The organism is Butyrivibrio sp. MB2005 (assembly GCF_000424285.1).
Lineage (GTDB): Bacteria > Bacillota > Clostridia > Lachnospirales > Lachnospiraceae > Butyrivibrio.
The window spans coordinates 73305-87991 of record NZ_AUJP01000008.1 but is presented as its reverse complement, the minus strand read 5'-3'; the positions used below and the strand labels follow the sequence as shown (position 1 = coordinate 87991).

At 43.6% G+C, this 14687-nt stretch carries 12 protein-coding genes; 1 reads left to right on the top strand and 11 read right to left on the bottom strand.

Annotated elements, in window-relative coordinates; genetic code table 11:
- Positions 1 to 4: 4 nt before the first annotated feature.
- The 8 genes from G610_RS0103935 to G610_RS19615 form a co-directional block, all read right to left on the bottom strand.
- Positions 5 to 706: a response regulator transcription factor gene (locus G610_RS0103935; protein WP_026523739.1), complete on the bottom strand. Its 702-nt coding sequence runs from the start codon at positions 704 to 706 to the stop codon at positions 5 to 7.
- Between the two features lie 41 nt (positions 707 to 747).
- A complete protein-coding gene (locus G610_RS0103930; protein ID WP_026523738.1) occupies positions 748 to 3129 on the bottom strand; it encodes an endonuclease MutS2 in 2382 nt (793 codons plus the stop codon).
- Positions 3126 to 4073 (bottom strand): 3'-5' exoribonuclease YhaM family protein, encoded by a 948-nt coding sequence (locus G610_RS0103925; protein ID WP_026523737.1) that lies wholly within the window; start codon positions 4071 to 4073, stop codon positions 3126 to 3128. Before G610_RS0103925 ends, G610_RS0103930 begins: the two co-directional genes overlap by 4 nt.
- A 27-nt stretch (positions 4074 to 4100) precedes the next feature.
- Complete coding sequence (locus G610_RS19625) at positions 4101 to 5474, bottom strand: S1C family serine protease (RefSeq protein ID WP_051197596.1); 1374 nt, start codon at positions 5472 to 5474, stop codon at positions 4101 to 4103.
- Positions 5475 to 5500: 26 nt separating this feature from the next.
- Entirely contained in the window at positions 5501 to 6661 is a 1161-nt protein-coding gene (locus G610_RS0103915) for an aminotransferase class I/II-fold pyridoxal phosphate-dependent enzyme (protein ID WP_026523736.1), read from the bottom strand.
- Positions 6658 to 7146: an Lrp/AsnC family transcriptional regulator gene (locus tag G610_RS0103910; RefSeq protein WP_026523735.1), complete on the bottom strand. Its 489-nt coding sequence runs from the start codon at positions 7144 to 7146 to the stop codon at positions 6658 to 6660. The genes G610_RS0103915 and G610_RS0103910 overlap by 4 nt, the downstream gene beginning before the upstream one ends.
- 168 nt (positions 7147 to 7314) lie before the next feature.
- Positions 7315 to 8301, bottom strand: coding sequence for an AIR synthase-related protein (locus G610_RS0103905; protein WP_026523734.1), 987 nt, complete (start codon positions 8299 to 8301; stop codon positions 7315 to 7317).
- 12 nt (positions 8302 to 8313) lie between these two features.
- On the bottom strand, positions 8314 to 9972 hold the full coding sequence (locus G610_RS19615) for a VanW family protein (protein WP_081667196.1): 1659 nt from the start codon (positions 9970 to 9972) through the stop codon (positions 8314 to 8316).
- Between the two features lie 187 nt (positions 9973 to 10159).
- Between G610_RS19615 and G610_RS0103890 the strand changes: the two genes are divergently transcribed.
- Complete coding sequence (locus G610_RS0103890) at positions 10160 to 10780, top strand: hypothetical protein (RefSeq protein ID WP_026523733.1); 621 nt, start codon at positions 10160 to 10162, stop codon at positions 10778 to 10780.
- Positions 10781 to 10791: 11 nt separating this feature from the next.
- Here G610_RS0103890 and G610_RS0103885 read toward each other — a convergent pair whose 3' ends face one another.
- The 3 genes from G610_RS0103885 to G610_RS21960 form a co-directional block, all read right to left on the bottom strand.
- Positions 10792 to 11955, bottom strand: coding sequence for a galactokinase (locus tag G610_RS0103885; RefSeq protein ID WP_026523732.1), 1164 nt, complete (start codon positions 11953 to 11955; stop codon positions 10792 to 10794).
- Positions 11956 to 12021: 66 nt separating this feature from the next.
- Positions 12022 to 13188 carry a toxic anion resistance protein gene (locus tag G610_RS0103880; RefSeq protein WP_026523731.1) on the bottom strand — a complete coding sequence of 389 codons (1167 nt, stop codon included), beginning with the start codon at positions 13186 to 13188 and terminating at the stop codon, positions 12022 to 12024.
- 104 nt (positions 13189 to 13292) lie between these two features.
- Positions 13293 to 14675, bottom strand: a complete 1383-nt coding sequence (locus G610_RS21960) for a 5-bromo-4-chloroindolyl phosphate hydrolysis family protein (RefSeq protein ID WP_051197593.1) — start codon at positions 14673 to 14675, stop codon at positions 13293 to 13295.
- Positions 14676 to 14687: the final 12 nt, after the last annotated feature.

Here is a 14687-nt window from a genome sequence, read left to right as displayed (position 1 = left end):
TTTTTTATACCTGAACTTCAAATTTGTATCCGATACCCCAGATAGTAGCTATGCGCCAGGTCTCGTGATCCTTTATTTTTTCCCTGAGACGCTTAATGTGAACGTCTACTGTTCTGGTGTCACCAACATATTCATAGCCCCATATCTGATCAAGAAGCTGCTCTCTTGTGAATACTCTGTTGGGTGAAGAAGCAAGGAAATACAAAAGCTCCAGTTCCTTGGGCGGCATGTCGATTCTGGCACCCTGATAGTTTACGGAGTAGTTGGTCATATTGATCTCAAGATCCTGATATCTTACAACCTTGTCGTCTGTAGGCTCGGGTTCTGTAATAGCCGGCTTATATCTTCTAAGTACAGCCTTTACTCTCGCCACCAGTTCCTTGGAATCAAAAGGCTTCTCCATGTAGTCATCTGCGCCCATCTCAAGGCCAAGCACCTTATCAAAAACTTCGCCCTTTGCTGAAAGCATTATTATGGGACACTGAGACTTCATTCTGATCTCTCTGCATACCTGATATCCATCGATACCGGGAAGCATCAGATCAAGGAGAATCAGATTCGGTGCAAAGGTCTCAAAGGCCTCTAAAGCAGATTCCCCATCCCCGACAATAAGTGTCTCAAAGCATTCCTTCACAAGATAAAGTGAGATCAGCTCTGCGATGTTATTATCGTCATCAACGATCAAAATTTTCTGTTTGCTTACCATTTATCCCCCTAAATACACAGACCTCATACCACCGGTCTGTTTTATTTTATAAAAGTAACTACCGTAACTCCTGAATCTCCTTCGCCAAATTCGCCAAGTTTAAAGGACTTAACATAAGGAGCTGATTTTAAATGCTCATGAACTGCCTGTCTCAATATACCTGAACCCTTACCGTGAACGATTCTCACAGAAGGAAGGTGTGATACATAAGCGCTGTCCAAATACTTATCAAGCTCAGCAATGGCATCTGCCGAGTTCATACCGATGAGGTTAAGCTCTGTTCCGATGTTCTTAGCTCCGGAAAGATCCATCTTGTACTTTCCGTAGAACTTTTTCATCTGCTCTTTGCCGCCCTCATCCTTTATAAGCTCCAGGTCATTAATATTTGCCCTGGACTTCATAATACCACATTGTACCACAAGATTACCGTCTTTATCAGGTTTGGAACTGATTGTTCCCTTAAGTCCCATGGAAATGATTCTTACGGAATCACCAAGCTTAATCTGAGAGGGCTTGAGGGTCTTATGTGATCCGCTCTGAGGCTTATTCTTGATAGAAAGCTTGCTGTTCTTATCGGAAATCTTCGCACCGACATTCTGCCTTGCCTTTTCAAGCTCCTGAATAGGAATTCCTGCCTGAGCTTTTCTTACGGTTCTTATGGTCTCATCCGCTGTATCCTTAGCTTCCTGAAGGATCTGTCTTGCTTCCTCATTGGCTTTTCTAAGGATCTTGTCACGAGATTCATCAAGTCTGCTTTGCTTGCTCTTAAGCTCTTCCTTAAGCTTCTCAACTTCCTCTTTATATTTCTCGATTTCCAGGCGCTCGTTCTCAATAGTAACTCTGCTGTTTTCAAGATCTGTTAAAAGATCCTCGAATTTCCTGTTGTCCTGGCTTATCTGCTCGCCTGCAGCATCGATGATTTCCTGAGAAAGTCCAAGGCGCTTAGATATGGCAAAGGCGTTACTTTTGCCGGGGATACCGATTAGCAACCTGTATGTGGGTCTTAAGGATTCTACGTCAAACTCACAGCTTGCATTCTGTATACCTTCTGTTGTAAGGGCATAGACCTTAAGCTCGCTGTAATGTGTTGTTGCAAGGGTTCTGATACCTCTCTCATGGAGATGATTCAGTATTGAAATAGCAAGAGCCGCTCCCTCTGTGGGATCCGTTCCTGCACCAAGCTCATCAAAAAGACAAAGTGAATTCTCATCAGCATTCTCAAGAATACTTACAGTATTGGTCATATGGGATGAGAAGGTTGAAAGGCTCTGCTCTATACTCTGCTCATCACCTATATCTGCATAAATCTCCTCGAAAACAGAAAGCTCTGATCTGTCGGCCGCAGGAATAGCAAGACCTGCCTGTCCCATAAGTGTAAGAAGTCCAACTGTCTTAAGAGTAACTGTCTTACCACCTGTGTTGGGACCTGTGATGATGATCATATCAAAATCTTTTCCCGCATAAACATCAATGGGAACAGCCTTCTTTTTATCAAGAAGGGGATGTCTTCCTTTTATGATGTTGAAATAGTGCTCCTGATTGAAAATAGGAGTTATAGCTTCCTGATCAAGGGCAAGAGATGCCTTAGCAAAAATGAAATCCAGCTCTGTCATAAGCTTTGCATCATCGGAAAGAGCTGTCAGATAGTCTGCTGCCTCAGAAGATAATCTTGCAAGGATTACATCTATCTCAGCCTTCTCCATGCCTGCCAGTTCTCTGAGCTTATTGTTCAGCTCCACAATTACGCTGGGCTCAATGAAAAGTGTTGAGCCGCTTGATGACTGGTCATGGACAATTCCGCTTACCTGTCCCTTGTACTCAGCTTTTACCGGGATACAGTATCTGTCTCCGCGCATGGTTACAACAGGCTCCTGAAGATAAGATCTGTAAGAGCCCACAACCATTTTATTTAGCTGACCGTGAATTTTTTCCCCTGTAAGGGTGATATCCCTTCGGATCGACCTAAGGGTTGAACTTGCATCAGATGAAATCTCATCTTCTGAAATGATACATCTTCTGATCTCGGAAGCTACGGGAGTTAAGGGTTCAAGTCCGTCAAACATATCTGATAGAACATCCCTTGTTTCCTCGTCCTTATCTGCTCTGCCGTAGCTTTTTACTCTGTTTACGTTATCCAGAAATCCTGCGATATGTAAAAGCTGTGGCGCATCCAGTGAACTTCCGATTTTTAGTGCCTTTAGGTAACCGCTAAGTTCTCTGTTACTTCCAAAGGACACTGAGCCTTTTTTGAAAATACGCGAAATAGCCGCATCTGTCTTTTTTAAATTTCTGTCTATCTCCCTTATGTCTGAAGATGGCAAAAGCTCACGGCACATCTTCTTTCCGGGTTCAGACGTTGCGAAAGTACTGAGTTTATCTACAATTTTGTCATACTCCAGTACGTGTAATACTTTTTCATTCATGATTCTACTCTTGTGTCAAAAAGGTTGCTCTCCATAAGCCTGTTAAAGCCGAGCCAACCTACCTCATTAGTGTTTTTCAGTATCTCTGTAAATGTTTCCATTTTGGCATCCGTATTGTCTGCAAGATGAAGGGCCATAGCCTCGATGATTGCAGGCATTTTCGGAGAACCGTATTCAAATTTGCCATGGTGGGACAAAATGCAGTGCTGCAGCTCCTGCTTAAGAAGCACAGGAAATCCCTCAATAAGTCTGATCTTCTCAGAAACCATCTCGCTTCCCATAACGATATGACCAAGAAACTGTCCCTCGTCCGTATAATCGTTGGTAGGGAAAAGAGAAATCTCTTTTATTTTTCCTATGTCATGGCATACTGCTGCCGTAATAAGCAGGTCCCTGTTAAGTGCGGGATAGCTGCCTGCAAAATAATTACACAGCTTCGTTACGCTTAAGGTGTGCTCTAAAAGTCCGCCGATAAAAGCGTGGTGAACTGATTTTGCAGCAGAGGATTTTCTGAATGCCTTAATAAACTCCTGATCCTCTCTGAAAAAGAGATTAAGAAGCTTATTTAAATGTACATTCTTAACGGAATCGATGAGTGCAAGGAGTTCCTTAAACATCTCATCATTGTCCTTCTCAGAAACAGGAAGGTACATGGACTGATCGTACTCGCCCTCATGACAGAGTCTCGCTCTCTTGATATTTATCTGAAGCGCACCGTTAAAGCTTGTCACTTCACCGTACACATCAATGTAGTCAAGATCGGAAAAATCATCTATCCCTTCGCTGTAGGGCTCCCATACCTTGGCATCAACCGTTCCTGTCTTATCCTGGAGCGTAACGGAATAATAGGTCTTTCCGTTCTTGGTTGTTGCCACCTGCATGTGTTTGCACAGGTAAATATCCGCAACCCTGTCGCCTGAGTTTAAATCCTTAATAAATTTCATAAAAACCTCAATTCTAAATATTACTTATCAGTCAGTTCCTGTAGAACTGCCTATTTCCATATCAATATTAAGCTCGACGTAGCCGCCTGTAGCCTGTCTCATAATTGTAAGGGTGATATCTGCACCAGGGTGAAGCCTTATCAGCTCATCCACCAGTGAATCATAGCCGTTTATCTCTGTATCATTGATCCTGGTTATGATATCTCCGCTCTGTATTCCTGCAAGCATGGCAGGAGAATCCATCTCTGTACGTGTAATATAGGCACCTGCAGGAATGCTCTGACCTTCCTGAACAGCCTCAGGCACGCTCTGTCCATGAAGTCCAAGAAAGCTTCTACCTGTTCCGTTTGAAAGATCCTCGATAAGAGATTTAAGCTCCGTGATGCCTATTGCACAAAGTACATTGGGCAGATTATCAGAGTTGTAATCCATATCCGTAAAGCCGATAACCGCTCCTGAAAGATCGATTATGGCGCCGCTTGCATTGCTGCTTCCATAGATATCCGTAGTAAGAAGCTTATAATTGCTGTCACAGATACCCATATCCACATTGGATGAAGTAACAAAGCCATAGCTTATGGAATCAAGAGTACCCGTCGGACTTCCGATGGCTATTACCGGCGTACCTGTCACGGATGCCCCATTGGATTTACCAAGCTTTGCGGTGGCAATCCTGGTCTTGGTATCAGCTGATACAAAATTAACTTTTACAGCAATAACACTAAGTCCTGTATTCTTGTCGCTAAGCTTGAGATAAGCCTTTGCTGATGTTTCATCTGCAAATGTAACCTGCACAGATTCCGCATCCTTTATTGCTGAGGTCTGAACCAGAATAAGATATTCCGAACCATTATCAGCTACTATAAGACCTGAGATATCATCAGTGCTGTTGTAGGGATCATTGATCCAGTTGGTATCCGAAGTAAGAGCAGTAACTTTAACTATGCTCTTTTCTCCCTCATAGGCAATGTCCTTAAGGGCTGAGTACATATCCGCATAATCTGAGGAACTGATCCTAAATGAGTTGATCTCGCGCTGCATTCTGTCAATCTCAGTGGATGCCATATCTATAGCAACACTGGCTGCCTCAGCAGCTATGGCATTATCATCAGCATACATATCCTCAGGCTGAATCTCGTCGGTTACCGTATCCTCAGTGGTAAGAGCTATAGGTGCCGGCGTCTTCTCCGGATAGAGCATATTATTTATGACCGGCGAGAGAAAAACAAAGGTGAGACAGGCAACGGCACCAAAAACCACTGCCAGCGTCATGGTGATAAGCGTCCTTCGTAGAAGCTTTTTCTTGTTGATGGGACGCTGTTTTATTTTCTCCCTCATAAAGTCAGGTGTCGCTATAGGACTATTAACTTTATCTAATTCTTCGCTGTTCTTATTATCCATAATCCCCCCGGTATTATGTACAAAACTTATTCATACCTTGAGATAAATCTCTTAAGTCTCTCCACAGCCTTCTTAAGGTCTTCAAGCGAATATGCATAGGATATTCTTATGAAGCCCTCGCCGCAGTCGCCAAAGGCATTTCCGGGAACAACCGCAAGCTTCTCCTCCTGAAGGAGCTTTGTTGCAAACTCGTCACTGCTCATGCCAAAACGCTTGATGCTGGGGAAAATATAAAATGCTCCAAAAGGCTCAAAGCAGGGAAGCCCCATCTGTCTGAACTCATTTAAAAGATAGCGTCTTCTCTGATTGTACTGTTCACGCATCATAGCAACATCTTCATCACCGTTTTTCAACGCTTCAACAGCCGCATACTGACTGGTGGTAGGTGCACACATGATGGCATACTGATGGATCTTGGTCATCTGCTCTAAGATATCCTTAGGTCCGCAGGCATATCCAAGTCTCCATCCTGTCATGGCATACGCTTTGGAGAAGCCGTTGATCAGGATAGTTCTCTCATACATGCCAGGTATCTCTGTAATGGATACATGCTTATCTGTGTATGTGAGCTCAGAATAAATCTCATCAGACAAAACAAAAAGATCTTTTTCTTTTATAACCTCTGCAATGCTCTCAAGGTCTTTTCTCTCCATGATGGCACCTGTGGGGTTATTGGGGAAAGGAAGAACCAGAATCTTGGTCTTGTCTGTCACATGCTCCAAAATCTCATCAGCGGTAAGTCTGAATTCATTTTCTTCCTTAAGCTCAATAATAACAGGCTTGGCACCTGCAAGAATTGCACAGGGTTCATAGGAGACGTAGCTTGGCTGAGGTATCAGCACCTCATCTCCCGGATTTATCATGGCTCTGAAAGCAAGATCAATTGCTTCAGATCCTCCGACCGTTACAAGCACCTGAGATGACGGATCGTAGTCCAGATCATGCTTTCTTTTAAGATAATTGCAGATTTCCTCCTTGAGCTCCATCAGTCCTGAATTGGATGTATAGAAGGTTCTGCCTTTTTCAAGTGAATATATACCCTCATCTCGAATATGCCAGGGCGTGTCAAAATCAGGCTCGCCGACACCAAGTGATATAGCGCCGTCGATGGTCTTTACCACGTCGAAGAATTTGCGGATTCCAGAGGGCTTTATGTCTACTATTGTATCTGCTAAAGGATTCCTCATGGCGTAATCTTCTCCCTTGTATCTTCATATTTCTTGGTGAGTATTGTTCCGTGATCCTTGTACTTCTGCAAAATGAAGTGTGTGGAACAGCTAAGTACAGTATCAAGAGGTGAAAGCTTATTAGTAACAAAGCCTGCAACCTCCTTAAGGGTCTTACCCTCTAATATAACCATAAGGTCAAAACCACCTGAAAGCAGATATACGCTGGTTACCTCAGGATATTTATAAATTCTCTCTGCAATGGAATCAAAACCGATTCCTCGCTGGGGAGTAACCTTTACCTCAATAAGTGCCATAACTTTATCTATGGATGTCTTGGACCAGTCAATCATTGTATGATATCCGCAGATTACGCCCTCTTCCTCAAGACTCTTAAGCTCATTGGCGACCTCTACCTCTTCTGCGTCTAATATAACCGCCAGTTCATCTATGCCAATACGGCTGTTCTTCTCAATTGTTCTAAGTAATTCATCTCTGTTAATCATAATTGCCTCCCCTGCAAAAGTTCTGCGCCGGTGAGCCTTTGCAACATCCGGCGACGACTGTGTGAAAAATACACAAAGTGAATATCATGCGCACAGCCCATACGTTTCCTATTTTACCATAAAGCGGATGTATAGCATACCTCCCCGACTTTCAATGGTATCCGCATATTAAATTCTTCGCAATTCATCTACTCTAAGTAGCTCATCCGCGGCAGGTTTATCCAAAAAACGCTTCTCACCATCGTTTATGATAAGGCGATCATTCCCTTCACAGACTCTTCCTATTATTGCTGCAGGAATTCCCACATCCTCAAGCCTTCTCATGGCGATTTCTTCTTCATCCGTTATGAAAAGAAGAGATCCGTTGGAAGAAAGCTCGTAGGGATTGACCATAAGGCAGTTGGTGACTTCAATTATCTCCTGTCTCATGGGAATCTCTTTTAGATTCACCTGAAAACCGCATCCAGCCTTAGTTCCAAGCTCCCAAAGAGCTGCAAAAATTCCGCCTGATGATACATCATGTATAAATGAAGCCTTAAGGTCCCTTGCTATAAGTGCTTCTTCCTTAACTGAAATATATTTCTTAAGACCTGATGTCTCTGAAATAATATATTCAGGAAGTCTCTCTTTAAGTCTGTCATGGCACTCATCTGCAAGAATCGCACTGCCCTCAATGCCTGCACATTTTGTCATGATGATGGCATCACCGGCCTTGGCCTTCACAGGATGCTTCTGCGCAGAAGCAGTATCTCTGCTACTACCTGATACAACCGCAGTTACAAGTGGCCTTGTGAGGGCATCCGTAACCTCTGTGTGACCTCCTCTTATTGAAATGCCAAGTTCATCAGCCGCCCTTTTGCAATCCCTTGATATCTGCTTAAGCTCACTCTCCTCTGCTTCTGCCGGCAGCATAATATTGATCATGGTCATTTGAGGAGTGATACCGTCTGCATAAAGGTTATTTATTGCATTATATACAGCATAGTATCCAACATTTTGGACAGGTGCCGTAATGGTACTGATGGCACTTGCCAGGATTTCTTCGCCATCTATAGAATAAGCGCAGTTTGAAACTGCGCTTTTCTTATTTTTATCTCTTATAAGCTTTAATACGGATCTGTTAAGTATGCTTTCTGTAGCCTTACCTATTCTCATTCCTTATCTCCATCAGCCTTCCGGTGTCTCTACAGGAACCTCTGTCGTTACTGCTTCCGGATCCGCTTCTGCGGGTGCCTCTGCAGGTGCTTCCGCCGGAGCTTCTGCAGGAGTCTCACCTGCTGCCGCTGCTGCCTGCTGAGCCGCAAGCTGTGCTTCTGCTCCTGCCGCTGCTGCCGCAGCTGCTGCCTGAGCTGCCTCTACATCAGCACCTTCTGTTGCCTGCGCTGCCTGAACTGCTGCAATGGCACCTGCTACTGCATTAACCTGATTTATATCGCCTGTAGCAATGGCTGTAGCAATCTGCGCTGCTGCAGTAGGATCACCGGTAGCTGTTCCAACTGTAACGATCTTGGGAACCATCTTATAATTACTGGTGTTGATAACTTCTCTTCCTGTCTCCACGCCATCTTCATAAGTGATCTTCCAAAGCTGAGCCTTATAACCTATATGAGCTGCCTGTGAAGAAATGGACCCGATGGGCTGACTTGCATCCGCAACAATCTGATCAGCGCCTGCAGGTATTGTCTCAAGGACTTCGCTCTTATACTCAACCTTGTGTGAAGAAGGTCTTGTTTCAACGCCGTATATGGTAAATGTAATATGCTTGTCTGAAGTAGTACTTCCTTCTATATAAATAGGATATTCCGAGCTGTTAACAAACTTAAAGTTCTTACCGCCTGACTCCGCAATAGCAGCGTCCATTGAAGGGTCAACATAATTGATGATCATAGAATGATTATGTCTCTCAGTAACTTCAAGCTCTGCCTTCAGAACTGCGTTATAAAGTGTGGTCGATACCTGGCAGATTCCGCCGCCTACACTCTCTACAACAAGGCCGTTAAGATATGAGCCTGCAGGAAAATATCCATTTGCCTCTGTAAAAGGTGTGATCGTATCAAGTACAGAGAATTCCTCACCGGGATATATAGTCTTTCCATTAATAAGTGAGCATCCGTTTGCCACGTTAGCGCTTCTTGCTGAGCCGGATGATTTGTAGCTTGTAGTATATGTGCCAAGTACATCACCGACTTTGCTAAGTGCCTCATAGCTTCCAAGAGGAGCATCCTCTTCGATTGCTATATCTATCTCGCCATCCTCGTGATTCCACTCGTTCTGAATATAATTTTTAATATTTGCAAGTGAGCTCTTCTCATCAAGGATATATCCAACCTGTCCATCTGATACCACAAATCCCGAATCAGTCTTGGTCAGTGTGTAATTTACCTTGGATACATTGAAAGATGCACAGTCAACATCAAGAATCTGATAAATAGCATCATCATTAAAAGAGTACTGGATATCATAGCGATGACCGTTATTCTGAATATCCTTCATGGCCTTATAGCGCTGAATGATATTACCTTCTTTTCCAAGGCCGTAAGCTTCATCCACAACCTCAGGGTTCGCAAAACCAATCCCAAAGGCACTTGCCTGAACTGTCACTCTCTGGGTCTCATCCTTACCCTTCAGAGTGATATTTTTCTGCCCAATCTCTTCGATGTAGGAATTTACTGCAGCAGTGGCCTCTTCTTTGGTCATTCCGGATACATCAACATCACCTATGAAGATTCCATTTGCGATTGTATCAGAAGAAGCCTTTGCACTTCCCGTTGGAACAAAAAGAGCAAAAGCTAACACCATTACAAAGCCATAAATAAATTTTTTCATAACTTCTCCATTTCGCCTCTATCCGGTATGTGCTATTATCAGAATGAAAGCGCACTACTTGCAAGAGGAATAACGAGTGCAAGGATAAGTACGATAATAATAATTGCTGAAATAAGCTTTTTATTTTTACCGGAATTAAAAAACTTTAACATAATTTATCTCCTCATTTTCTGAAAGGATATTATATATGAAGATGCCTTTTTTTACAAGCTTTATACTGCTGGTTCTGATCACGCAGATTGCCATCAGAAGAACCAGTTATAAGATAGAATCCAAGGAAGCTGACTTCTGGGAAAAGGAGCGTAAAGCGAATTTCACAAGAAGAAAACCCCTTGATAATCTTAATTATATAAAGATTCCTATAGAAGCTCTTCCCTTCGGAGCGCTTGATGATGATGAATCCAGGTACTGCGAGAAGGTCATCAAATCCCTAGCAGATCAAAAGGTCGTTAATCTTACAGGCTTTACCAATACGGACCTTAAACTTGAATACGGAGCTCCAAATATTACAGAGCTGACGAGATACGATCAGAATTACACAACCCTTGTAACAAACCTGCAAAAATGGGGCAAGCTCCTGTATGATGCAAAATTATATAAAGAAGCAACTACTGTTCTTGAATTCGCAACGGACACCGGAACCGATGTAACCGGCACATATAAGCTTCTTACCGATCTCTATCAAAACAAACTTGAGTTGTCAGACTCAGAGAAAAAAGAAAAAATCTCCGCTCTTTTACCTGTGGCAGAGGAGCTTCGTTCTCTTAGCAAAGACCAAATTAAAAGACTCCTTACAGAATCTCTGTAAGGAGTTTCTTTTTAGAGTATTGTCGGGCCATCACCGATTTCTACAGTGTAGAAGGCAGCTTCATAGCCGATCTTATCAAGATACGCTTTTCCAACCTTCTCTTTGAATTCTTCAACTGCTTCGTCCTTAACAATAGAAACTGTGCAGCCGCCAAATCCGCCGCCTGTCATACGTGAACCGATGACACCGGGAATCTTCCATGCTTCCTCAGCAAGGGTATCAAGCTCAATGCCTGTAACATCATAGTCATCACGAAGTGATACGTGAGATGCATTCATAAGCTGACCGAATTTTGTAAGATCTCCTGCCTTAAGAGCTGCTACAGCATCAATAGTGCGCTGGTTCTCATATACCGCATGCTTAGCCTTGATCCTGCGATCATCATCCTTGATAGCATCCTTATGTGCCTCAAATTCCTCAGGTGAAAGATCTCCCAGTCCCTTTATATCGCATACTGTCTGAAGCTCTGAAAGTGCCTTCTCGCAGGCGCTTCTTCTAGCATTGTACTGAGAATCAGTGAGCTTATGCTTCTTATTGGTATTAGCTATTACGATCTTGGCTCCCTTAAGACTTATGGGTGCATATTCAAATGAAAGATCAGCTGTATCAAGGAAAATAGCATTGTCCTCTTTTCCCATGGCTACGGCAAACTGATCCATAATACCACAGTTGCAACCGTTGAAGTTGTTCTCGGAATACTGTCCTATAAGAGCAAGGTCCTGATTAGTAACATCAAAACCATACAGATCTCTTAAGATAAATCCTGTGAGAACCTCAAGAGATGCAGATGATGAAAGCCCTGATCCGTTAGGAATATTTCCATAGATGCAAAGGTCGAAACCTGTATCAAGTTTAAAGCCTCTCTGCTCAAAAGCCCATACAACACCTGCAGGATATGCTGTCCATCCGGCATTTCTGGAGCTATCAATATCATCCAGTGAACCTTCGATCACCTTAGAGTTATCAAAGTTCATGGAAAAGAAACGCATTTTTCTGTCATTTCTCTTAGCTGCTGCTCCATATGTTCCTATGGTAAGAGCACAGGGAAAAACGTGGCCTCCGTTATAATCGGTATGCTCTCCGATAAGATTAACTCTTCCGGGTGCAAAATAAGCCTTAACGCCTTCTGTCTCCCCGAATACCTTACCAAAACCGGCAAGGACTTCTTCCTTCATTTTCTGTTCCATTGTAAAATACCTTCCTAATATTGCCTAAAATTATGCGCTTTGCGCCTTATTATGTCAGTTCTTTGATGCCTGAAGAAGCTTTTCACGAAGCTGTCCTTCGATCTGAGTAAGCTCAGCTTCTGCTGCCTTACGCTTCTCCTTACCCTCTGTCTGAATCTTCATAACTTCATCAAGAGTAGTGATGAGAGTCTCATTGGTGTGCTTAAGGGTCTCGATATCTACGATACCTCTCTCAGATTCCTTAGCTGCCTCAATAGATGCAACCTTAAGAGCATCGGCATTCTTTCTAAGAAGCTCGTTTGTCATGTTGTTAACTTCACGCTCTGCCTTAGCAGCCTGTGCTGAGTGCTCGATACCGATAGCGATAACCATCTGGTTCTTCCAAAGCGGAATAGTGTTAACAAGTGTGGACTGGATCTTCTCAGCCATTGTGGTGTCAGCGCTCTGTACCATACGGATCTGAGGACCTGTCTGCATAGCGATTGTACGTGTAAGCTCAAGGTCATAGATCTTCTTCTCAAATCTGTCGCAAAGAGATGCAAGATCTCTTGCTGCCTGAGCATCTTCAGGAAGTCCTGACTGCTCTGCCTTCTTCTGAGCTTCAACAAGATCAGTAGCTCGAACCTGCTCAAGCTTCTTCTTACCTGCAATGATGTACATTGAAAGCTCTTTGTAATAGTTGAGATTCAGATCATACATATTATCGAGAACCGCAACGTCCTTCATGAGCTGCTGCTCATGACGCTCAAGCTCGCGGCTGATGGTCTCAACGTTTGTCTCAACCTTGGCATATTTTGCCTTCATAACGTTGAGCTTGTTTGATCCCTTTTTGAAAAGAGCGATGATTCCCTTCTCATCCTCTTCAACATCAAAGTTCTTAAGCTCAGTAACAAGACCGGCGATCATGTCACCTACCTGTCCCATGTCCTTTGTGCGAACATTGTCGATGGCCTTCTCTGAGAAATCTGCCATCTTCTTCTGAGTACCTGCGCCGTAGTTCATTACAGCCTGAGAATTCTTAAGATCGATCTGATCTACAAAAGCATCTACCTGCTTCATCTCTTCTTCACTGAGGTTAGCTTCTTTTGCCATAGCCTCAATAGGTGATACAGGTGCTGCCTGTGCCTCTGCTGCGGCCGGTGCCGGTGCGGGCTCCTCTGCTGCTGCCCCAAATGATAATGTCGGTGCCGAGTTCTCAAACTCTTTGAATTCGTCTGCCATTTATAAATCCTCCTCCATAAACAATATTTTTTTCTGACCGAATCCGTTCGGATACGGGGTCCGTAACTCGCTGCTTCGCAACTTCGAACGGTCCCCAGCTCCCCTTAGAATTTTAATTCTACTTTTGTCTGTTCCTGTGCTGCAGGTGCTACTGCCTGCGCTGTCTGTGCAGCCTGAGCCATGGCTGTCTCCATCTGCATGGTTGATGCAGGTGCTGCCTGGGCTGCTGCCATAGGAGCTGCCTGAGCTGCTGTAGCTGTCTGCGCTACCGGAGTCTCTGATCCGGAATTCTGCAAAGCGCTTCTAAGACCGTCCTCTGTAAGACCATCCTGTGCCATCATTGTCTTCATAACAGATATGTCTGATGAAATATCCCATGCCATATCCTGGAAAAGACTATCCAGCAAATTCTCAAAAGCACTGTTTATAACATCTATCGCATCCTCAATCTCTCGCTTTGTCTGAGCTATGTTGTTACCAACCTCAGGCTGCTTATCAAGATCAACGTATGCGTTTAGAAGCTTTGTTGTGGTGGGCAGATAATAATTCATGAATTTCCTGAGATCATCTGCGCACTCAGGCTGTTTCTCAACCTGTGAGAAAATCCTGCTCATAATATTTTCAAGCTGATAGAGCTTAGAACTCATCTCATCGCCGGGTATTGCTTCATTTATTTTCCTGATCTGATTAAGGTAATCGTTACCTTCCTTCATGATTCCGGAAAGTCCGCCATCTGCAGGCTGCTCTGTCTGATTCCTCTGAAGTGAACCCTGCATCTCTTCCTGTCTCTGTCTGCGTTCTCTCTCCTGTCTGTCCACCTCAGCATTGAGATATCTGTCATAAGCTCTCTGTGTAAGCATTACAGTGGTCTCAGCGCTGTCGAGACGGGCCTGAGGAAGGAAGCCTTTTTTCATCATGTTCTTTATATTCTTAAGAACTGAATCTGACATCTCTCCTGCTGCAACCGCAAGATCTCGTACTGCAAAATACTCTGAATTACCAAGGATGTTACCGTATTTTTTATATGCCTTGGCAAGCTTATTATCCTTAACACCTCTGGAAATAAGAAAAACATTAAGAGCTGTAAGAAGAGCGAATACCAAAAAAGGAATAAAAGTGCTCTCAACGTTCAGCAGCGCTCCAAGCATGAACAGAAGCCCCCATGTTCCAAAGAAAAATGAGCCTATGGAACCGGCAATTATCTTACCTATGCCCTTGGACTTTGAAGCCATTGATGAAAAGAACGGTGTACTGAAAACACGTCCACGCATTGGAACTACTTTTCCGCTTGAATATGTAACTGTCCTCGGAGCAGAAGCTCTGCCCTGGAAGTTCTGGCCCTGATTCTCTGTTGCCTTCTTGACTGCGTCCTGAACCTGGACTCTGATCGTATCCCCAAGACTGCTATAATCTCCGGTACTTATAGCCTTATTGACCTCTTTAACTATCTCATTACCGGTATTTAGTAAGTTATCGTATTCTCCCATATCAAAACCTCA